The 20,764-nt window shown below is 56.2% G+C and carries 19 protein-coding genes; 7 read left to right on the top strand and 12 right to left on the bottom strand.

Annotation, left to right across the window (positions count from 1 at the left end; translation table 11 throughout):
• The first annotated feature begins 12 nt into the window (after positions 1-12).
• Together betA and AC6I8T_RS09155 are read left to right on the top strand one after the other, a co-directional pair.
• Positions 13-1,656, top strand: a complete 1,644-nt coding sequence (gene betA, locus AC6I8T_RS09150) for a choline dehydrogenase (protein WP_497833730.1) — start codon at positions 13-15, stop codon at positions 1,654-1,656.
• Positions 1,657-1,789: 133 nt separating this feature from the next.
• Positions 1,790-2,479: a CTP synthase C-terminal region-related (seleno)protein gene (locus tag AC6I8T_RS09155; protein ID WP_497833731.1), complete on the top strand. Its 690-nt coding sequence runs from the start codon at positions 1,790-1,792 to the stop codon at positions 2,477-2,479.
• A 47-nt stretch (positions 2,480-2,526) separates the two neighbouring features.
• On the opposite strand, the gene AC6I8T_RS09160 is transcribed toward AC6I8T_RS09155, so the two are convergent.
• From AC6I8T_RS09160 to ydgT, 10 genes are all read right to left on the bottom strand, one after another.
• Positions 2,527-3,480 carry a zinc-dependent alcohol dehydrogenase family protein gene (locus tag AC6I8T_RS09160; RefSeq protein WP_208725367.1) on the bottom strand — a complete coding sequence of 318 codons (954 nt, stop codon included), beginning with the start codon at positions 3,478-3,480 and terminating at the stop codon, positions 2,527-2,529.
• 11 nt (positions 3,481-3,491) lie between these two features.
• Positions 3,492-4,124, bottom strand: coding sequence for an endonuclease III (nth, locus tag AC6I8T_RS09165; protein WP_021185196.1), 633 nt, complete (start codon positions 4,122-4,124; stop codon positions 3,492-3,494).
• Positions 4,121-4,822, bottom strand: coding sequence for an electron transport complex subunit E (locus tag AC6I8T_RS09170; RefSeq protein WP_208725368.1), 702 nt, complete (start codon positions 4,820-4,822; stop codon positions 4,121-4,123). The genes nth and AC6I8T_RS09170 overlap by 4 nt, the downstream gene beginning before the upstream one ends.
• On the bottom strand, positions 4,819-5,448 hold the full coding sequence (rsxG, locus tag AC6I8T_RS09175; protein WP_021185194.1) for an electron transport complex subunit RsxG: 630 nt from the start codon (positions 5,446-5,448) through the stop codon (positions 4,819-4,821). Before rsxG ends, AC6I8T_RS09170 begins: the two co-directional genes overlap by 4 nt.
• A 3-nt stretch (positions 5,449-5,451) precedes the next feature.
• Entirely contained in the window at positions 5,452-6,510 is a 1,059-nt protein-coding gene (rsxD, locus tag AC6I8T_RS09180; RefSeq protein WP_021185193.1) for an electron transport complex subunit RsxD, read from the bottom strand.
• Positions 6,511-8,745 carry an electron transport complex subunit RsxC gene (gene rsxC / locus AC6I8T_RS09185; protein ID WP_497833732.1) on the bottom strand — a complete coding sequence of 745 codons (2,235 nt, stop codon included), beginning with the start codon at positions 8,743-8,745 and terminating at the stop codon, positions 6,511-6,513.
• The gene (gene rsxB / locus AC6I8T_RS09190; protein ID WP_013508911.1) at positions 8,738-9,316 is read right to left on the bottom strand and encodes an electron transport complex subunit RsxB; all 579 of its coding nucleotides are present in this window, start codon (positions 9,314-9,316) and stop codon (positions 8,738-8,740) included. Before rsxB ends, rsxC begins: the two co-directional genes overlap by 8 nt.
• Positions 9,316-9,897 (bottom strand): electron transport complex subunit RsxA, encoded by a 582-nt coding sequence (rsxA, locus tag AC6I8T_RS09195; RefSeq protein ID WP_021185190.1) that lies wholly within the window; start codon positions 9,895-9,897, stop codon positions 9,316-9,318. The genes rsxB and rsxA overlap by 1 nt, the downstream gene beginning before the upstream one ends.
• 123 nt (positions 9,898-10,020) lie before the next feature.
• Complete coding sequence (locus AC6I8T_RS09200; RefSeq protein ID WP_021185189.1) at positions 10,021-10,464, bottom strand: DUF2569 domain-containing protein; 444 nt, start codon at positions 10,462-10,464, stop codon at positions 10,021-10,023.
• A gap of 110 nt (positions 10,465-10,574) precedes the next feature.
• Positions 10,575-10,790 carry a transcription modulator YdgT gene (ydgT, locus tag AC6I8T_RS09205; RefSeq protein ID WP_021185188.1) on the bottom strand — a complete coding sequence of 72 codons (216 nt, stop codon included), beginning with the start codon at positions 10,788-10,790 and terminating at the stop codon, positions 10,575-10,577.
• A 673-nt stretch (positions 10,791-11,463) separates the two neighbouring features.
• Between ydgT and ytfQ the strand changes: the two genes are divergently transcribed.
• From ytfQ to AC6I8T_RS09230, 5 genes are all read left to right on the top strand, one after another.
• Positions 11,464-12,420, top strand: coding sequence for a galactofuranose ABC transporter, galactofuranose-binding protein YtfQ (ytfQ, locus tag AC6I8T_RS09210; protein ID WP_208725370.1), 957 nt, complete (start codon positions 11,464-11,466; stop codon positions 12,418-12,420).
• A 55-nt stretch (positions 12,421-12,475) separates the two neighbouring features.
• The gene (locus AC6I8T_RS09215) at positions 12,476-13,996 is read left to right on the top strand and encodes a sugar ABC transporter ATP-binding protein (protein WP_021185185.1); all 1,521 of its coding nucleotides are present in this window, start codon (positions 12,476-12,478) and stop codon (positions 13,994-13,996) included.
• Positions 13,989-15,005 carry a galactofuranose ABC transporter, ATP-binding protein YtfT gene (gene ytfT, locus AC6I8T_RS09220; protein WP_021185184.1) on the top strand — a complete coding sequence of 339 codons (1,017 nt, stop codon included), beginning with the start codon at positions 13,989-13,991 and terminating at the stop codon, positions 15,003-15,005. Before AC6I8T_RS09215 ends, ytfT begins: the two co-directional genes overlap by 8 nt.
• Complete coding sequence (yjfF, locus tag AC6I8T_RS09225) at positions 15,002-15,988, top strand: galactofuranose ABC transporter, permease protein YjfF (RefSeq protein ID WP_021185183.1); 987 nt, start codon at positions 15,002-15,004, stop codon at positions 15,986-15,988. The genes ytfT and yjfF overlap by 4 nt, the downstream gene beginning before the upstream one ends.
• 219 nt (positions 15,989-16,207) lie before the next feature.
• Positions 16,208-17,137 carry an Rpn family recombination-promoting nuclease/putative transposase gene (locus AC6I8T_RS09230; protein ID WP_208725371.1) on the top strand — a complete coding sequence of 310 codons (930 nt, stop codon included), beginning with the start codon at positions 16,208-16,210 and terminating at the stop codon, positions 17,135-17,137.
• 88 nt (positions 17,138-17,225) lie between these two features.
• Here AC6I8T_RS09230 and araA read toward each other — a convergent pair whose 3' ends face one another.
• Complete coding sequence (gene araA, locus AC6I8T_RS09235; RefSeq protein WP_497833733.1) at positions 17,226-18,728, bottom strand: L-arabinose isomerase; 1,503 nt, start codon at positions 18,726-18,728, stop codon at positions 17,226-17,228.
• A gap of 12 nt (positions 18,729-18,740) precedes the next feature.
• Positions 18,741-20,426, bottom strand: a complete 1,686-nt coding sequence (locus tag AC6I8T_RS09240) for a ribulokinase (protein ID WP_036626906.1) — start codon at positions 20,424-20,426, stop codon at positions 18,741-18,743.
• Between the last annotated feature and the right edge of the window lie 338 nt (positions 20,427-20,764).

A 20,764-nucleotide genomic window follows, 5' to 3' on the forward strand; every position in this document is an offset into this window, starting at 1 on the left:
ACAGGAGGTTGAATGCAGAAATTTGATTACATCATTATTGGTGCAGGCTCCGCAGGCAATGTGCTGGCCACCCGTTTAACTGAGGATGCTGACGTATCGGTACTGTTACTGGAAGCGGGCGGTCGCGATCACCGCTGGGACTTCCGTACCCAAATGCCAGCCGCTTTGGCTTATCCATTGCAGGGTAAGCGTTATAACTGGGCGTATGAAACCGACCCGGAACCGCAGATGAATCAGCGCCGTATGGAGTGCGGGCGGGGTAAGGGGCTGGGCGGTTCATCGTTGATCAACGGCATGTGTTATATCCGTGGCAACGCGCTGGATTACGATAACTGGGCGAAGAAAACCGGGCTGGCGAACTGGGCCTATCGCAACTGTCTGCCCTATTTTCGCAAGGCAGAAAAACGTGATGCCGGTGCCAACGATTATCATGGCGCAGAAGGCTATCTCAGCGTGACCACGGCGAAAACCGGCAACAACCCGCTGTATCGCGCTTTTGTTGATGCCGCCAGACAGGCCGGACACGCAGAAACCGATGACCTCAACGGTTATCGTCAGGAGGGGTTTGGGCCGATGGATCGTACTGTGACGCCACAGGGCCGCCGTTCCAGTACCGCACGCGGCTACCTCGATGTGGCGAAGGCGCGCCCAAATCTCAGCATCATCACCCATGCACAGACCGACCGGATTATCTTTGACGGCAAAACCGCTACCGGTGTGCGCTGGCTGGTCAAAGGTAAGCCGCAGCAGGCGCAGGCACGACGTGAGGTATTGTTATGTGCCGGGGCCATCGGTTCGCCACAAATTCTGCAACGTTCCGGGGTTGGCCCCGAGGAGTGGCTGCGTGAACTGGAGATCGAGGTGGTGCACGCGTTGCCCGGCGTTGGCCGCAATTTGCAGGATCATCTGGAGATTTACATGCAATATCGCTGCAAGCAGCCGGTGAGTCTCTATCCGGCATTGCAGTGGTGGAACCAACCGGCGATTGGTGCGGAATGGCTGCTGAAAGGGACGGGCGTGGGGGCCAGCAACCAGTTTGAGGCGGGCGGGTTTATCTGTAGTGATGACCAGCCAGACTGGCCGGATCTGCAATACCATTTCCTGCCGGTGGCGATTAATTACAACGGCAGCAGCCCGGTGAAGGAGCACGGTTTTCAGGCGCATGTCGGTCCGATGCGGTCCCTGAGCCGTGGGCGGGTGAAACTGACATCGCAAGATCCTTATGCTGCCCCCTCGATCTTTTTCAATTACATGTCACAGGAACGTGACTGGCAGGAGTTTCGCGCCGCCGTGCGCCTGACGCGCGAAATCATGCGGCAACCGGCGCTGGCCGACTATTGCGGAGCCGAAATTCAGCCCGGCCCGGCGGTGCAGAGTGACGAGCAAATTGACGCCTTTATCCGTTCACACGCCGAGACGGCCTATCATCCCTGTGGCAGCTGTGCTATGGGCTATGGCGAGATGGATGTGGTGGACAGCGTCGGGCGAGTGCACGGTGTGCAGCAACTGCGCGTTGTGGATGCCTCGATTATGCCGCAAATTACCACCGGCAATCTGAATGCGCCGACAGTGATGATCGCCGAGAAGATTGCCGATGCGATCCGTGGCCGAGCGCCGCTGACCGCTTCTACAGCGGATTATTACGTACAGGGTTAACATCCCGTAGCGACACGATTTATTGCGCGGTTCTTTCTGGCAATGTGCACGGAATCGCGCGAAAAATCGCGCCGCTACATGACAGCCAAACCTCTTTGCTGTAACCTCCTTTTTTCCCCGAAAGGACGTTCCCATGACGCAGTCAGTTCGTGTCGCCCTTGTAGGCGATTACCGTGCCAGTGCCGTCGCGCACCAGGCCATTCCTCCCGCAGTTCAGCTTGCCGCTCAACATCTTAGCCTCAACGTTACCGCCGACTGGATTGCTACCCCCGAAATCCATATCCCCGCTTTTGCCGACTATGATGCCATCTGGGTCGTGCCAGGCAGCCCCTATCAAAACGATGCCGGGGTGTTCGCCACCATTCAATGGGCGCGTGAACACGGCAAACCGTTTCTCGGTTCCTGCGGTGGTTTTCAATACGCGGTGATTGAGTATGCGCGCAACGTGCTGGGCTGGGACGATGCCGCCCATGCAGAAACGGATAAAGAGGGGCGCTGGGTAATTGCACCGCTGAGCTGTTCGCTGGTGGAACAGCGGGGCGAAGTGACCTTTAAACCCGGCTCACGTATCGCGATAGCGTATGACGCACTGCAAAGTGATGAGGGTTATCACTGCAACTTTGGGGTCAATCCTGATTTCAGCAAGGCACTGGAGACGCGCAACCTGCACATCACCTCGTGGGATCTGGCAGGGGATGTGCGTGGTATAGAACTGACCGATCATCCGTTCTTTATTGCGACGCTGTTCCAGTCGGAGCGTGCTGCGCTGCAAAACCGTTTATCACCGCTGGTGGTGGCGTGGTTGCAGGCCGCCACGCGATAAATCTTGCGTCCATCGTAGCGGCGCGATTTATCGCGCGCTGTTGCCGGTTATGAAAGTTGCAGCAACGGTTTCTGGCTGCGGCCGGACTGGTGATAAAAGTGAATTGCCTCGCGCCACTGATCAAACGGGTACACGGCAACTTCGCCGCAGTCGCTGCTCCGCAACAGCGGCCAGAGTTCAGCAAACAGCTGCTGCCATGCCGCAGGCGTCAGCGCATCCAGATAATGACGGACATGAAACCAGTGCAGGGCGGGGCGCGCGGCGTTAACGCGCACTGGCTGACCGGTCAGCACGCCATAGGCGATAAATTGCGCATCAGTGGGTAGCGCTTGCCAGATGAGCTGGCTCACCGCGCCACCAGTGGCATCAAACACCAAATCGGCCCCGGCGGCGCGCTGGCGGATGTCTGCATGTTGATCCTGCTGCAACGCACCGATAGCAAGACGCTCTAACCGTTCCGCATGTCGGGGCGCACGATAGATAGCGGTTACGCTCTGCGCCCCCCACCGCAACGCCCATTGCGCCAGCAGCAGCGCACAGTCCGAGCCGCCAGCGGTGAGCAGCAGGTGTTTATTGCCGGGTGACCAGTTTTTCAACATCAACAGTGCCGCCAGCGGATTGATATACGCGCGGGCCGCCAGCGTGCTGTCGATATCGTCCGGCACCGGAATGGCGAGAGCGGCATCACAATCGACATAGCGTTGCCAGGTTCCCGTGCCGCGCAAAGGCAGTACCCGTTGACCCAGTAAGTGGCTGAAATCAGCCGGAGCGGCAACCACCGTACCCACGCCTTCATAACCCGCGACCCGTGGCGGGGTGACACGGTGACGATAGGCACCGGTAATCGGAATCAAATCAGAGGCATTGACCGGCGCGAACCGCATCTGCACGCGCAGTTGCGCAGGGGCCAGCGGTGCAAGCGGAGTGCGTTCGAAGGTCAGAACGTCAGAAGGGTTGCCAAACTGCCGGAAAATTAATGCTGCATTCTCAGCAGTGGTCATGGCATCCCTCGTTATTCGGTTTTGGCGTCAAACTCGCACAGGTCTTCAATTAAGCAGGAGCCGCAGCGAGGTTTGCGCGCCACGCAAGTATAGCGACCGTGCAGAATCAGCCAGTGGTGGCAATCAACCTTAAAGGCTTTCGGTACCACCTTCAGCAGCTTCTCTTCCACTTCTTCGACATTTTTACCGGGGGCAAAACGGGTGCGATTGCTGACGCGAAAGATATGGGTATCGACGGCAATGGTCGGCCAGCCAAAAGCGGTGTTCAGCACCACATTAGCGGTTTTGCGGCCTACACCGGGCAGGGCTTCCAGCGCGGCACGATCTTCCGGCACCTCGCCGCCATGCTGCTCCAGCAGGATTCGGCAGGTTTTGATGACGTTTTCCGCTTTGCTGTTAAACAGGCCGATGGTTTTGATGTACTCCTTCACACCCTCGACCCCGAGCGCCAGGATGCTGGCCGGGGTGTTGGCCACCGGATAAAGCTTTGCCGTGGCTTTATTGACGCTGACATCGGTGGCCTGCGCCGAGAGCAGTACCGCAATCAATAATTCAAACGGCGAGCTAAAGTTCAGCTCGGTGGTAGGGTGGGGATTCTCATCGCGCAGACGCGTGAGAATTTGTACGCGTTTATCCTGATTCACACCGCTTTCCCTGTCTGGCCCTGCGGCTCTGCGGCGGGCGTCTCGGCACGATTGGCCGCACGTTGTTTCATCTTCTGGTCAATAAGGTATTTTGCCGCCAGCAGCATACCAAGGCCAATAAACGCTCCCGGCGGCAGCATCGCCAGCAGCATCGGAGAATCAAAATGCACCACTTCAATACGCAGCACTTTCGCCCACGGGCCGAGTAACTGGTCTGCGCCGTTAAACAGGGTGCCGCTACCGATAATTTCACGAATCGAACCGAGGGTGACCATCGCGCAGGTCGCTCCCATGCCGATGGCAAAGCCATCCAGCGCGGAAAGCGGGATACTGCTTTTTGACGCGACGGCTTCTGCACGACCTACCACGATGCAGTTGGTCACAATCAACGGGATAAAAATGCCGAGTGACTGATATAAACCGTGGGCATAGGCATTGATCAGCATCTGCACGCAGCTCACCACTGAGGCAATGATCATCACATAAATCGGGATACGAATATCCGCTGGCACCCAACGGCGAGAGGCGGAAATTGCGCTGTTGGTGATGGTCAGTACCAGGGTGGTCGCCAGACCAAGGCCGAGGGCGTTGGTGGCGGTGGAGGTCACCGCCAGTAGCGGGCAGAGTCCGAGCAACTGCACCAGCGCGGAGTTGTTTTTCCACAGGCCGCCGATCAGTAAGTTTTTCGCTTCACTCATTTTGCCTCTCCACATTCGGGCAGCGATGACAGTTTCGCTGGCAGGGTTTCAATCAGTAACGCGGCGCGTTTGGTGGCATTGACCACCGCGCGTGGGGTGATGGTCGCACCGGTAAACTGGTCAAATTCACCGCCATCTTTCTTCACTGCAAAATTTTTGTCATCGGCACCGTGCACCACTTTGCCGTTGAAACTGTTGATCCAGTCAGAGACGCGCAGCTCGATTTTATCACCAAGGCCGGGGGTTTCATGATGTTCGATGACACGCACGCCCAGCACTTTACCGTGGAAATCCGCGCCCACCAGCATTTCAATCGCTCCAGAATAGCCGTCTGGTGCGGTAGTCTCAAGCGCCACCGCCACCGGTGTATCGCCTTTGCGCGCCAGATAAAGATGGTGCGGTTTACCGTTGCCGAGGGCCGGATCGGTGACCAGATAACATTCCTGTTGAATGTGGTTGTCGTACAAATCGGTCGGCACCACCTGATCCAGCAGGTTTTTCTGTTGCAGCGCGGTCTGATGATCAACCGTTGGCTTGGTAACAAAGTTAACGATTGCCGTCACGCCGGTGGTGATCACCGCGAAAATTGCCAGCGTCAGCGCATTTTTACGAATAGTCTCGAACATCGGTTAATCCTTGCGATGGCCGTACACGCGCGGCTGGGTGTAGTAATCAATCAACGGCACACAGATGTTAGCCAGCAATACGGCAAAGGCCACGCCATCCGGGTAGCCGCCATAACTGCGAATCAACCACACCAGCAGGCCAATCAACGCGCCATAAATCAGGCGACCGCGATTGGTGGTAGAAGCGGTCACCGGATCGGTGGCGATAAAAAATGCGCCCAGCATGGTTGCGCCAGAAAACAGGTGGATCAGCGGCGAGTTGAGCGACTCCGGTGAAAACAGCCAGCCGAGGGTGGCACAGAATGCCAGCGACAGCAGAAAGCTCACCGGGATATGCCAGCGGATGGCGTTTTTCGCCAGCAACAGCATGCCGCCCAGCAGATAACCGACGTTCACCCACTGCCAGCCAAGACCGGCCAGCACGCCATGATAAATCGGCGCGGCCAGCAGTTGCTCCGCGCTGTGACCGGCGCGCAGCCCGGTTTTAAACGTATCAAGCGGGGTCGCCTGGCTCACGCCATCCACGCCAAGTTGCAGCTGCTGCATGGTTTCGCCCGCCAGCGTGTGATGGGTAAAGATCATGCTGAGGGAATCAAGCAGGCCGGGTTTGATCGACTGCAACGCGTCCGGCGGCATCCAACTGGTCATCTGCACCGGGAAGGAGATCAGCAGCACCACATAACCGACCATCGCAGGGTTAAAGGGGTTCTGTCCCAGACCACCATACAGTTGTTTGGCGATCACAATGGCAAACACCGTGCCAATCACCACCAGCCACCAGGGGGCCAGCGGCGGCAGGCTGATGCCCAGTAGCAGTGCAGTCAGCAGGGCGGAGTTATCGGCCAGCGTGGGGACCACCGGGGTTTTGCGCAGACGCAGAATCACGCCTTCCGTTGCCCATGCGGTGGCAATCGCGAGTATCACCTGAATCAGAAAGCCAATACCAAAAAAATACCATTGCGCTGCCATGCCCGGCAGCGCCGCCAGTACCACCAGCAGCATAATATTGCCGGTGCTGCGGCGGTTGTGGGTATAAGGGGAACTTGCGATACGAAAAGCCATTTAATCCTCAGACGTCGAAGGCTGCTGCTGCGCGGCTTTGCGCGCTTTGGCACGGGCGACCGCGGCGGCAATCGCTGCTTTACGCGGGTCGGCGGAGTCAGGAGACGCAGCGGCCTCCGGTTCATTTATATCGGCAGCGGCCGGTTGCGCGGCAGCCGCTTTTTTCGCTTTGGCACGGGCAATGGCGGCTTCGACTGCCGCTTTGCGCGGATCAACCGTTTCAACCGGTGCGCTTTCGGCCGGTTGGGCGGCAGCCGCTTTCTTCGCTTTAGCGCGGGCAATGGCGGCTTCGACAGCGGCTTTACGCGGGTCAACTGTTTCAGCCGGTGCGCTTTCGACCGGTTCGGCAGCAGCCGCTTTCTTCGCTTTAGCGCGGGCAATGGCGGCTTCGACTGCCGCTTTGCGCGGATCAACTGTTTCAGCCGGTGCGCTTTCGGCCGGTTCGGCGGCAGCCGCTTTCTTCGCTTTAGCGCGGGCAATGGCGGCTTCGACTGCCGCTTTGCGCGGATCAACCGTTTCAGCCGGTGCGCTTTCGACCGGTTCGACCGTTGCCGCTTTCTTCGCTTTGGCACGGGCAATGGCGGCTTCGACCGCCGCTTTGCGCGGGTCACCGGCCTGACGGCTCAGTGCCTGGGTTTCAGCCTGGGTTTCTGCCTGACGTGCCAGCGCCTGAGCATGGCGGGCTTCACTTTCAGCCGCTTCCTGTTCCGGGGTTTTGGTCTGACGCGCTTTCACCCGAGCTACCGCGGCATCCAGTTCACCCTGGTCGCTACGGGCCACGCGCTGTTTCGCCTGTTCATGACGTGCTTCGCGCGCCAGTTTTTCTCGCTCCAGCCGCGCCTGACGTGCCTCAAAGCGTGCTTTGGCTTCGGCAGTACGTTTTGCTTCCAGGTCGATAGCACGCAGTTCGGCTTTCTCCTGGCGATAGTATTGCACCAACGGGATGTTGCTCGGGCAGACATAAGCGCAGGCACCGCATTCGATGCAGTCATCAATATGATGGGCGCGCGCTTTATCGTGGTCGGCGCCCTGGCTGTACCAGTAGAGTTGTTGCGGCAACAGATTGGCCGGACAGGCATCAGCACAGGCGCTGCAACGGATACAGGATTGCTCTTCCGGGTTGCTTCCCATCTCGCTGGCGGAGGGAGCCAGAATACAGTTGGTAATTTTTACCACCGGCACGTCCAGCGAAGGCAGGGTGAAGCCCATCAGTGGGCCGCCCATTATCACCATCTGGCGTGATGCCGGGGTAAAACCGGCATGGTGCAGCAGATGACTCACCGGGGTACCGAGACGGCCCCAGACGTTACGCGGCTGACTAATGGCTTCGCCGGTCAGCGTCACCACGCGCTCGGTGATTGGTTCGCCATCGACAATGGCACGCTTCACCGCCCAGGCAGTGCCGACGTTTTGCATCAGCACGCCGATATCGGTAGAACGCCCGCCATGTGGCACTTCCAGACCTGTCAGAATTTTGGTCAGCTGCTTGGCCCCACCGGAGGGGTATTTCGTGGGGATCACCCGCAGTTGCAGATCGCGTTCGCCAGCCAGCGCCTGTTTTAGCGCGGCAATCGCTTCCGGTTTGTTATCTTCGACGCCGATCAACACGCGTTCCGCCTGTAACACCCAGGCAAGAATACGGCAGCCTTCCAGCACTTCTGCGGCGCAATCCTGCATCAGGCGGTCATCGGCGGTGATATAAGGTTCACATTCGGCGGCATTGATAATCAGGGTTTTGACGCCGCGCAGGCCACCGCGCAATTTGGTGGCTGTGGGGAAGCCCGCGCCACCCAGCCCGGCGATCCCGGCATCATGGATGCGTTTAACCACGTCTTCACGCGTCAGGGCACGGTAATCAGGTTGCGGATCGAGCGCCGTCCAGCGGTCCTCACCGTCGGCGACAAGGAAAATGCACAGCTCAGACAACCCGGACGGGTGGGCGGTCATATGCGGCGCAATCGCTTCAATGGTGCCGGATGTGGGAGCGTGCACCGGCAGCATTCGGCCATTACCGAATGTCAGCGGCTGGCCGCGCAGCACATGTTCACCAGGTGCGACACAAATCTCGCCTTCATGACCAATATGTTGCTTCAGCGGGATGATAAAACGTTCCGGCAGCGGGAGTTGGCTGAGCGGTGTACCGTTCGACTGTGTTTTCATTTCCGGCGGATGAATGCCGCCCTGAAAATCCCACAGTTTCTCTTTGCGGAACAGGGTGTTGAGCAAATTAAGCATGGCTTTCTACCGGGATCACCCGTACAGGAATAGTTTCAAGATCCCACTTCCAGTTGGCCGTGGTGGTGGCAACCGGACGCATCTCGATGCAATCGGTCGGACAAGGCGCAACGCACAGATCGCAACCGGTGCAGACATCGCTCAGCACGGTGTGCATAGCGCGGGTGGCGCCGACAATCGCGTCGACCGGGCAGGCCTGGATACATTTGGTACAACCGATGCAGTTGGCTTCGTCGATCCACGCCACGGTGCGTACCGGTGCCAACACCTCTTCACCGCCATCCAGCGGTTGCGGCTCGACGTTCAGCAACGCCGCCAGTTTCAGCATGGTCTGCTCGCCACCGGGGGCGCATTTGTTGATCGCCTCACCATTGTTGCCGACGGCATCGGCATAGGGACGGCAACCCGGATAGCCGCACTGACCGCATTGGCTTTGCGGCAGAATGGCATCAATCTGTTCAACAATCGGGTCTTCTTCAACTTCAAAACGGCGCGCAGCGTAGCCGAGCAGGCCACCAAAAACCAGGCTCAGGGCGCTTAATACGGCAATAGCAATCCAAATCGCGGTCATCAGAATTTCACCAGACCACTAAAGCCCATAAACGCCAGCGCCATCAGGCCAGCGGTGATCAGGGCGATTGAATTGCCTTTAAATGGGGTCGGGACATTAGCCAGCACCAGGCGTTCGCGGATCCCGGCAAACAGCACCATCACCAGTGAGAAACCGAGCGAGGCACTAAAGCCATACAATGCAGCTTGCAGAAAGGTATGGTTAAGGTTGACGCTCAGCAGCGGCACGCCCAGCACCGCACAGTTGGTGGTGATCAGCGGCAGAAAGATGCCGAGCAGGCGATAGAGCGACGGGCTGGTTTTACGCACCACCATTTCGGTGAACTGCACCACGACGGCAATCACCAGGATATAGGCCATGGTACGCAGATAGACTAAGTCCAGCGGCACCAGGATCAAATGGTTGACCAGCCAGGCGCAAATAGACGCCAGCGTAATCACGAAGGTAGTGGCAAGTCCCATGCCAATGGCCGTTTCCAGTTTTTTTGACACACCCATGAACGGGCAAAGTCCGAGGAACTTTACCAGAACGAAGTTGTTCACCAGCACGGTGCCAATAAAGAGCAGTAAATAATCGGTCATTATGAAACCTGGGAAGCCGAAAGGCGTCTATTATCCGGAATTGAGAGCTGTATCTCAACCCGAGCCGCGTTTGCAGCCCGGTTGAGAGCACTCAGAATTAAATTCCTGACGATTCTTGCGCCATTACGGCTGGATAAACGTCTGTTTTACGCGTTGGGAGCGTTTGAAATAGGGAACAAAAACCGCCGCTGCCAGCAATGACAGCAGTAACGTCTGGATTGCTTTGCTGTCAGAAACCGGGGTAAAAGCAAAGGTTTTCATCGCCAGCAACACTGTCATCAGCAGCCAGAGAATGTAATGGCGTGGCAGACGGCGTGATCGTTTACAGAAAATCCAGCATACCCAAATGCTATATACCCAGACCAGGCCTGCGGTCAGCAATGAAATCGACCATTGCGTCAGCAGCAGCCCTCCGTGCGAAAACAACGTGGTGCGCAGTTCAGGATTAAACAGCGGGCTGAGATACATGGCGACCACCAGGGCGCTGGTGAGCATGGTCATAATCAGCCAGGCGAGCGGCAGCAGCAGCCAGCCAGCAATGCGCGGGGGATTTACCTGTTCGGTCATCGAATAAGTCCAGTTACCAGGATAAGGTGTGGCAGAGCGTATCATGTCCAAACGGGGCACGCCCGACCTGGACAACGCAATATTATCGAGAAGCAGGAAGCCGGGGTGAGTTAAACCACGTAACGCCAGACTGATTTCGGCACACAACCGAGATCGAATAAACGACCACCAGAAGCGAGTTCAGCACGACGATGATCGGCAGCGCGATACATATTGATGATCTCATTATCATCTGTCAGTGAATAATTGAGATGGTCGTAGAGTTTTTCCAGACTCTCAAGATTATTCACTTTACGGAATTTCAGCAGGTAATCGAGCGCAGTCATGATTGCCATTAATAAATAAAGAACAGGGAAGCGCCAAGTATAGGGAGCACGCAGCGAGAGTCCATATGTCAACCGTAAAAAAATTCAAAAATCAGATAAAGTGAGCTAATTCGCTCATCAAAAGACACTTTTTCACCCTTTATTCCTTTTATTATGCATCAGCATGATGAAACTAAGCCAAATCTCTGCCGGTTATTCAGGCAGTGGTGAGAAAAATTCACACCCCAGCTCATCAAATGAGCCAGCGTTATTTTCCCGGTTTTATAGCGCTATTTTCCCTCACGCGGCGATCAAAGTTCCCGGTTTATTCCCAACTGGCCTGAAATTTTTTGTACAGGCTATGAAACCTTACATTGCAATGTGTGCGTCCAGTCACAAATCGATCAATTCCTTTCATGAAAGCCTCATAACCATTCTTTACGCGGTGCCTGTAATCGTTTCCAGCGTTATGCGACATAAGCGATTCTCTTTATTACATTTATTTAACGACAGAGGCGAGAAATATCAGGTGTTTTGTCCATAACTGTGATGGGCGTTTTGTCAGCAAACTTATCGTAACCCCTTTAATTCATTCTGTTTTGTGAGGCATGTCGCTCTCAGGGAGCGGCTTTTGCGCCAGGCTTAAACCGCGTTTGTACCCCCTACAGCACACTCCCTTCAGAGGAATGAAATTATGTGGAAACGTTTACTCTTGTCCGCCATGGTGAGCGCGGCGATCAGCGCACCGGTCCTGGCGGCTGATATGACAGTTGGATTCTCGCAGGTTGGCTCGGAATCCGGCTGGCGTTCTGCGGAAACTAACGTGGCAAAAACCGAAGCGCAGAAGCGGGGCATCACGCTGAAAATTGCGGATGGTCAGCAGAAACAGGAGAACCAGATCAAGGCAGTGCGTTCATTCATCGCCCAGGGCGTGGATGCCATCTTTATCGCCCCGGTGGTGCAGACTGGCTGGGAACCGGTGCTGGAAGAAGCTAAAGACGCCAAGATCCCAGTGTTCCTGCTCGACCGCGCGATCGTCGTGAATGACAAATCACTGTATGAGTCGGTGGTGACAGCGGATAACGTGCTGGAAGGCAAGTTGATTGGTGACTGGTTGGTGAAAACCCTCGCGGGCAAGCAGTGTAACGTCGTGGAATTGCAGGGCACCGTGGGTGCCAGCGTGGCGATTGACCGTAAGAAAGGGTTTGCCGAAGCCATTGCCGGACACCCCAACATCAAAATTATCCGTTCTCAATCCGGCGACTTTACCCGCAGTAAGGGTAAAGAGGTGATGGAGAGCTTTATCAAAGCGGAGAACAATGGCAAGAACATCTGCATGGTTTTCGCGCACAATGACGACATGGTGATTGGTGCGATTCAGGCCATTAAAGAAGCGGGCCTGAAACCGGGCAAAGATATCCTGACTGGCTCGATTGACGGTGTACCGGATATCTACAAAGCGATGCTGGCAGGCGAAGCCAATGCCAACGTCGAGCTGACACCGAATATGGCCGGTCCGGCGTTTGATGCGTTGGAAAAACTGAAAAAAGATGGCACGCAGCCGCCAAAAATCATCCGCACCCAGTCGAAACTCTTCCTGCCAGCGGATGCACAGACGGAACTCGATAAGAAAAAGAACATGGGTTACTGATCCCCGCACCGCCCTCCGGGGCGGTTTTTCATGACGTAAGGCGAGGCAGGTCCGTATGACTACACCACAAGAAGAGGCACTGCTGACCATCAGCGGCGTCAGCAAAGGTTTCCCCGGCGTGAAAGCGTTGGATAACGTGTCGTTCAGTATCCGCAAAGGCGAAATCATGGCGCTGCTGGGAGAGAACGGGGCAGGTAAATCCACGCTGATAAAAGTGCTGACCGGCGTGTACAGCCGTGATGCCGGGGTGATCACCCTGAATGGCAAAGCGATTACACCGCATAACACCGGCGATGCCCAATTAATGGGTATCGGCACCGTTTACCAGGAAGTAAACCTGCTGCCCAATATGTCGGTGGCGGATAATTTATATATCGGTCGCGAGCCGCGACGTTTTGGCATCATCGATCGCAAACGTATGGTGCGCGATGCCGATGCGCTGATGCGCAAATACGGCTTTGCCCTCGATGTGACGCGTCAGCTCGGCCATTATTCGGTGGCGATGCAGCAGATTATCGCCATTTGTCGCGCGGTGGATCTGTCGGCACAGGTGTTGATCCTCGATGAACCCACCGCCAGCCTCGACGCCAGTGAGGTCGAGATGTTGTTTACCCTGATGGCGCAGTTAAAAGCCAAAGGGATGAGCCTGATTTTTGTCACTCACTTCCTCGATCAGGTGTATCGCATCACTGACCGCATTACGGTGCTGCGCAATGGTCAGTTTATCGCCACTCGCGACACCGCATCGCTGCCGCGTATCGAGCTAATCAAGCTGATGCTGGGGCGTGAGTTGCTGGAGACGGCGCTACAACGTCAGGGCAGTACCCTGCGCAGCAATCAGCCGGTGGTGGCGTTTGAAGATTACGGTAAGAAGGGCACCATCGAGCCGTTCAGTTTGCAGGTGCGTCCGGGTGAAGTGGTGGGTCTGGCCGGGCTGTTGGGCTCGGGACGCACCGAAACCGCCGAAGTGTTGTTTGGCATCCGCCGAGCCGATCGCGGCACCGCCACCATTAAGGGTAAGGTGCAACAGATTCGTACGCCGGCTAAAGCCTCGAAGCTGGGGATGGGGTTTTGCCCGGAGGACCGTAAAACCGATGGCATTATCGGTAAGGCGTCGGTGCGGGAAAACATTATCCTCGCGTTGCAGGCGCAGCGTGGCTGGCTGCGTCCGATCAAAAAACGCGAACAACAGGCGATTGCTGAGCGTTTTATTAAAAGTCTTGGCATTCGTACACCGCATGCCGATCAACCGGTTGAGTTATTGTCGGGCGGCAATCAGCAGAAAGTACTGCTGTCGCGTTGGCTGGTGACCAAACCGCAATTTCTCATTCTTGACGAACCCACGCGGGGTATCGATGTCGGTGCTCACGCGGAGATTATTCGTCTGATTGAATCCCTGTGCGCCGACGGACTGGCGCTGCTGGTTATCTCCTCTGAACTCGAAGAACTGGTGGGGTACGCCGATCGCGTGTTGATTATGCGCGATTTGAAGCAGGTGGCGGAGATCCCCCTTGAGCAGCTGTCGGTAGCGTCGATTGTCAACGCTATCGCCCACGGAGGAGAACAACATGCTTGAATCCGATATGACGTCTGAAAAAACCAATCGGCGTAAGCTGAAACTGCCGCCCGGTATGCCGCAAATTGCCGCGCTGGTGCTGGTGCTGCTGGTGGACAGCCTGGTAGCAAATAACTTCTTTGCCGTGCATTTACAGGATGGCCGCCTGTTTGGTAGCCCGATCGATATTCTCAACCGTGCCGCACCGGTAGCGCTGCTGGCGGTGGGGATGACGCTGGTGATTGCCACCGGGGGAATTGATTTGTCAGTAGGGGCGGTGATGGCGATTGCCGGGGCTACGGCGGCGACGCTCACCGTGGCCGGGCATAGTCTGCCGTTTATCATTCTCGCGACACTGGGCACCGGGCTGGCATGTGGTTTGTGGAACGGCGTGCTGGTGGCGTTGCTGCGAATTCAACCGTTCGTCGCCACCTTGATTTTGATGGTAGCCGGACGCGGTGTGGCGCAGCTCATCACCCAGGGGCAAATCGTGACTTTTGATAACGATAACCTGTCGTGGTTTGGTAGCGGCTCGTTGTGGCTGTTGCCGGTGCCGGTGTGGATTACGTTAGTGGTGGCGCTGGCGGTGTGGCTGGTAACACGCAAGACGGCGCTGGGGCTGTTTATTGAAGCGGTCGGGATTAACCTGCGTGCGGCGCGCAATGCAGGCGTTACCGGCTGGCTGGTCGTGATGTCAACCTACGCCATCAGTGGCGTATGTGCCGCAGTAGCCGGGTTAATTGTTGCCGCCGATATCCGCGGAGCGGATGCCAATAACGCCGGATTGTGGCTGGAGCTGGATGCGATCCTGGCGGTGGTAATTGGCGGTGCATCACTGATGGGCGGGCGTTTTAATCTGGTGCTGTCGCTGATTGGTGCGCTGATTATTCAGTCGATGAATACCGGGATTCTGCTGTCTGGTTTCCCACCCGAACTGAACCAGGTGGTGAAGGCGATAGTAGTGATGTGCGTGTTGCTGATTCAGTCACCGCGCTTTCTTGCCATGCTGAAACGGAGGCGTCCATCATGATTAAACGTCATCTGCCTTTGATGATTACTTTGCTGGTGTTTGTCGCCGGATATCTGTTCTGCCTCAGCCAGTTCCCCGGCTTTGCCTCCACCAGGGTAATTTGTAATATCCTCACCGATAACGCCTTTCTTGGCATTATCGCCGTGGGAATGACGTTTGTGATCCTGTCGGGAGGGATTGATTTATCGGTCGGGGCGGTGATTGCTTTTACCGGCGTGTTCCTTGCCCGCTTGATTGGGGATTACCATGTGGACCCGTTGCTGGCCTTTGCGCTGATTCTGGCGTTAGGGGCAGCCTTTGGCGCCATGATGGGCTGGTTAATTGATGGGTTAAAAATCCCGGCGTTTATTATTACCCTCGCCGGGATGTTTTTCCTGCGTGGGTGTAGCTACCTGGTATCGGAAAACTCGATCCCGATTGACCATCCGTTGTATGCCACGCTGTCGAGTATGGCGTGGAAAATTCCCGGCGGTGGGCGGTTAAGCTTGCTGGCGGTGATTATGCTGGTGGTAGTGGTCGGTGGCATTTTGCTGGCGCACCGCACGCGTTTTGGTAATCAGGTGTATGCCATTGGCGGCAACCTCACGTCGGCGCAGTTGATGGGGATCTCCACGCGCGCCACCACCATTAAGATTTATATGTTGTCGACCACGCTGGCAACGCTGGCAGGGATTGTGTTTTCCATCTATACCTCAGCGGGTTATGCGTTGGCCGGACTGGGTGTAGAGCTGGATGCCATTGCCTCGGTGGTGATTGGCGGCACGCTGCTCTCCGGTGGCGTAGGAACGGTGCTCGGTACGCTGTTTGGCGTATTAATTCAGGGGCTGATTCAGACGTGGATTAATTTCGACGGCACCCTGAGCTCCTGGTGGACCAAAATCGCCATCGGCATTTTGTTGTTCGCGTTTATCGCGCTGCAACGTTTGCTGACGGTGATGTGGGATCGCCAGCAGAATGCGCCGGTTAAACGGCTAACGTCCTGATGGCGTTGGTGTAGCGGCGCGATTTATCGCGCGCTTTTGACCCTCGTGGTTAAAAAAACGCGATAAATCGCGCCGCTACCGATGTGTACAATATGATTTATTCCTGAATCCATTCTGAATTCCTTATATCCCTCTGACATTTATCATCCTTATCTTTCAGTGAGATAGCTCCCATGCTAACGTCCGGCCACGTTGTTCATCCTGGCAGGGACGACCTTAATGACCGCAACTCCCACCCCACACGATGCGCTATTCAAACGATTTCTCAGCCATCAAAGCATTGCCAGACAGTTCCTGGAAATTCACTTGCCGCCACGCATACTTCAGCGCTGTGACCTCGGCACATTGCAATTGATTCCAACCACGTTTATAGAACGGGATCTGAGTGCACTCTATTCAGACGTACTCATGTCAATGAAGATGGAGGGGGGAGAGGGATATATTTATGCCTTGATTGAGCACCAAAGCTCTCCCGACAAGTTTATGACCCTCAGGATGATGCGCTATACCATCGCGGCTATGCAGCGTCATATTGATGAGGGGCATACTGAGCTGCCGATCGTGGTGCCGATACTGTTCTATCACGGTAAAACCAGTCCCTATCCTTATACGATGGACTGGCTATCCTCCTTTCGTGACCGGGAGCTGGCGACGCAGATATTTTGCCAACCGTTTCCGCTGGTTGATGTCACGGTGCTCCCGGATGAGCAAATCATGACACACCGCGGTGTGGCCAGGCTGGAAATGGCCCATAAGATCGTACGCATGCACGACCTGCTGGAAAATATCGACTTAATGGCAACCCTGCTGGCGGTGGATTACAATGATGACCTGTCAATCGACGTTATCTTCTACCTGCTTCGGCATGGCGATACGGATGATCGGGAAAAGGTGATTGAGATACTGATGCAGGGCAAACCGCAACTAAAGGAACAGATTATGACTATTGAACAACAGTGGCGGCTGGAGTCACGTCTGGAAGGACGACAGGAAGGACGACAGGAAGGACGGCAGGAAGGACGAGTGGAAGGACTTCAGGAAGGTCGGCTGGAGATGGCGCGAAACATGCTTGCCGAAAAATTAGACTTTAAAACCATCAGCAAGGTAACCGGTTTAAGCGCTGGTGAGTTGCAAGACCTGTGTTCCTGAAGGTTTTTTTTGCGGCGTGACCGTTTGGTCATAACTGCAAATAAAAGGGTCGCGATAAATCGCGACCCGATGGCTAACCTGATAACGATCAACGCATTAAGCGGTAATACGCCTCATTCCAGCGCAGCGCATCTTTGAACGCCGGTAAACGCGTTTCCTCATCAATGACCAGCACCTCAATACCGTTCAGTTCGCCGTAGAGATAGAGGTCGTCGAGGTCCAGCGCCTGGCTGAACACCGTGTGATGCGCGCCACCGGCCAGAATCCAGGCCTCAGAGGCGGTTGCCAGTGACGGCTGTGCGCGCCACAAGGCACGCGCGACCGGCAGTTTTGGCAACGGTTTTGGTTGCTCAATGGCATCCACGACGTTCACCAGCAGACGGAAGCGGTCACCCAAATCGATCACGCTGGCATTCACCGCGCGTCCAGCCGGAGTAGAGAAAATCAGGCGTGCTGGATCGGCTTTGCCGCCAATACCGAGGAATTGCACATCAATCAACGGTTTCTCTTCTTTGGCGATCGACGGACACACTTCCAGCATATGCGAGCCCAGCACCAGGTCATTGCCGGGTGAGAAGTGGTAGGTGTAATCCTCCATAAATGAGGTCCCGCCGGCACGATTACCCGCCTGCACCTTCAGAATGTGCAGTAACGCCGCCGTTTTCCAGTCACCTTCACCGGCAAACCCGTAGCCCTGGCCCATCAGACGTTGTACCGCCAGGCCGGGAAGCTGCTTCATACCGTGCAGCGTCTGGAAATTGGTGGTAAAGGCTTTGCAACCTTCGGCATCAAGGAAGCGTTTCAACCCCAGTTCGATACGTGCTGCATCCAGAACGTTCTGACGTTTTTCACCGTTTACTGCCGCAACTTCGCTGAAGCGATAGTGACTTTCGTATTCATCGATCAACGCATTGACGTCGCCATCACTGACGCTGTTCACCACCTCGACCAAATCGCCCACGCCCCAGCCATTCACCGCATAGCCAAATTGAATTTGCGCGGCCACTTTGTCACCCTCGGTGACGGCCACTTCACGCATATTGTCGCCGAAGCGGGCAACTTTAAGCTGCTGACTGGCCTGACGCGCCTGAGCGGCACGGATCCAGCGACCAATGCGTTGCTGGCTCTCTTTATCCTGCCAGTGGCCGGTGACCACGCTGTGCTGGAGGCCCATACGCGCGCCGATAAAACCAAACTCGCGACCGCCGTGTGCGGTCTGGTTCAGGTTCATAAAATCCATATCCATGCTGTCCCACGGGATCTCAGCATTGAACTGGGTATGGAATTGCAGCAACGGCTTATTCAGGATGCTCAGGCCGCCAATCCACATTTTGGCGGGTGAGAAGGTGTGCAGCCAGGTAATGATGCCGATACATTCATTGGCATGGTTGGCTTCGCGGCACAGGGCCAGCGCTTCATCCGGCGACTTCACCAGCGGCTTCAGCACCAGTTGTAGCGGCAGGGTGCCTGCCTGATTGAGGCCATCCATCACCTGACGGGCGTGATGCTCCACCTGGCGTAACGTCTCCGCCCCGTAGAGGTGCTGCGTACCAATGACAAACCACACCTGTTGTGTGTTGTGCTGTTCCATAAAACCACTCCTTCACTTAGCGGAAACGGTGCGTGCGGCATACTGCGGTTCAGCGGCCTGGCACCAATGTTGATAGCGTTGATAAAGTTGCTGATAGCGCGCCACGCGCTGGCTGTCTGGTTGCAGCGTGACGTCAATCGGGCTGGCCATCACCTGCTGAGCAGCCGGAACATCGGCATAGACTTGCGCAGCAACGGCGGCAAAAATGGCGGCCCCGAGGGCGCAACATTCATCGGAGGCGACAATATCCAGCGGTCGGTTCATCACATCGCAACAGGCTTGCATAATGGCTGGCGATTTGCGCGCGATGCCGCCGAGGGTCAGCACGTTCTCCACCGGGATTTGCTGTTGCTCGAAGCACTCCATAATGGCGCGTGCGCCGAAGGCGGTGGCGGCGATCAGCCCGCCGAACAATGCCGGGGCATCGGTGCCAAGATTGAGGTCGGTAATCACCCCTTTCAGACGCTGGTTGGCATCCGGGGTGCGGCGTCCGTTAAACCAGTCCAGCACGACCGGCAGATGGTCGAGTTGCGGATCGGCAGCCCAGGCTTCCGTCAATTGACGGATCAGATCTTTTTGCAGGCTTTCCAGTTGGGGACGCAACTCAGGATGTTGTTGCGCCGCCTGTTGTAGCGGCCAGCCAAGCAGGCGGCTGAACCAGGCATAGATATCGCCGAAAGCGGATTGTCCCGCTTCACAGCCGATGGCACCCGGCACCACGCTGCCATCCACCTGGCCGCAGATGCCTTTAATCGCGCGATCACCCACTTTTTCACTGTCGGCAATCAGAATGTCGCAGGTCGAGGTGCCAATCACCTTCACCAGGGTATAAGGTTGCGCACCGGCACCGACCGCCCCCATATGACAGTCAAAAGCACCGCCGGACAGCACCACCTGCCGGGACAGACCAAGACGTTGCGACCATTCGGCGCTTAACGTGCCGACCGGGATATCTGCCGTCCAGGTGTCGGTAAATAAGGGATAGTCGAGCTGTTCGGTTAACAGGGGATCAAGCGCATTGAGGAAATCAGCGGGCGGCAGGCCTTGCCAGTCCGGGTGCCAGAGGGATTTATGTCCGGCGGCGCAGCGACCACGGCGCAGTTGCTGCGGCGCGGTAGTGCCACTCAGCAACGCCGGAACCCAGTCGCACAGCTCGACCCAGGAGACGGCGGCATCACGTACCGCAGCATCTTCACGCGATACATGCAAAATTTTGGCCCAGAACCACTCCGACGAATAAATGCCGCCGATATAACGGGTGTAATCGGTGAAACGACCGCTGTGGCACAGCTGATTAATCTCTTCGGCTTCTTCTATAGCGGTGTGATCTTTCCACAACACAAACATCGCATTGGGGTTGTCGGCAAACTCTGGACGTAACGCCAGTACCTTGCCCTCACGATCGATCGGTGCCGGGGTCGAACCGGTGCTGTCCACGCCAATGCCGACGACGGCTGCGCGCTGTTCAGGGCTGAGAGCCTGCACCACCGTGACCAGCGCCTGCTCCAGCGCATCAATATAATCCTGAGGATGATGGCGAAAGCGGTTGGCATGCGCATCGCAAAACAATCCTTTGGCCCAGCGCGGATAGTTGACTACCGCTTTTTCCAGTTCTTTGCCACTGTGGCAGTCCACGGCCAGGGCTCGGACAGAATCGCTGCCAAAATCCAGCCCGATGGTGATAGCGCCAGCGCCCATTGAAATTCTCCTGTGTCAGTTATCTGTGGTTATCCTGGAATGGGTGGGCTGGAGCGGTTAGTCATCCCCGGCTGAGAATATGCACTTTTCTGCCATCAGCAGCCATTTCGTGATCCACTGCAAAAGTTAATGACCGGTTAATTTTGCTGAATATATGGATGATTTTGTCGTCGTTCCGGGATGTGATACCGCTCTACATTTTCTGCTGCTTTTCCCGCTACAACTAGCCCAGCGTTTGCACAGCCTTTGTACAAACCTTGCTCTAACGCGCTGATTTTTCGCTGTACCCGCAAGAGAAATCAGAGTGGTAGCGCTTACACCGATTCGTTTATTGCACG

Source organism: Pantoea sp. X-Soil-OKNW-556, from assembly GCF_059730695.1.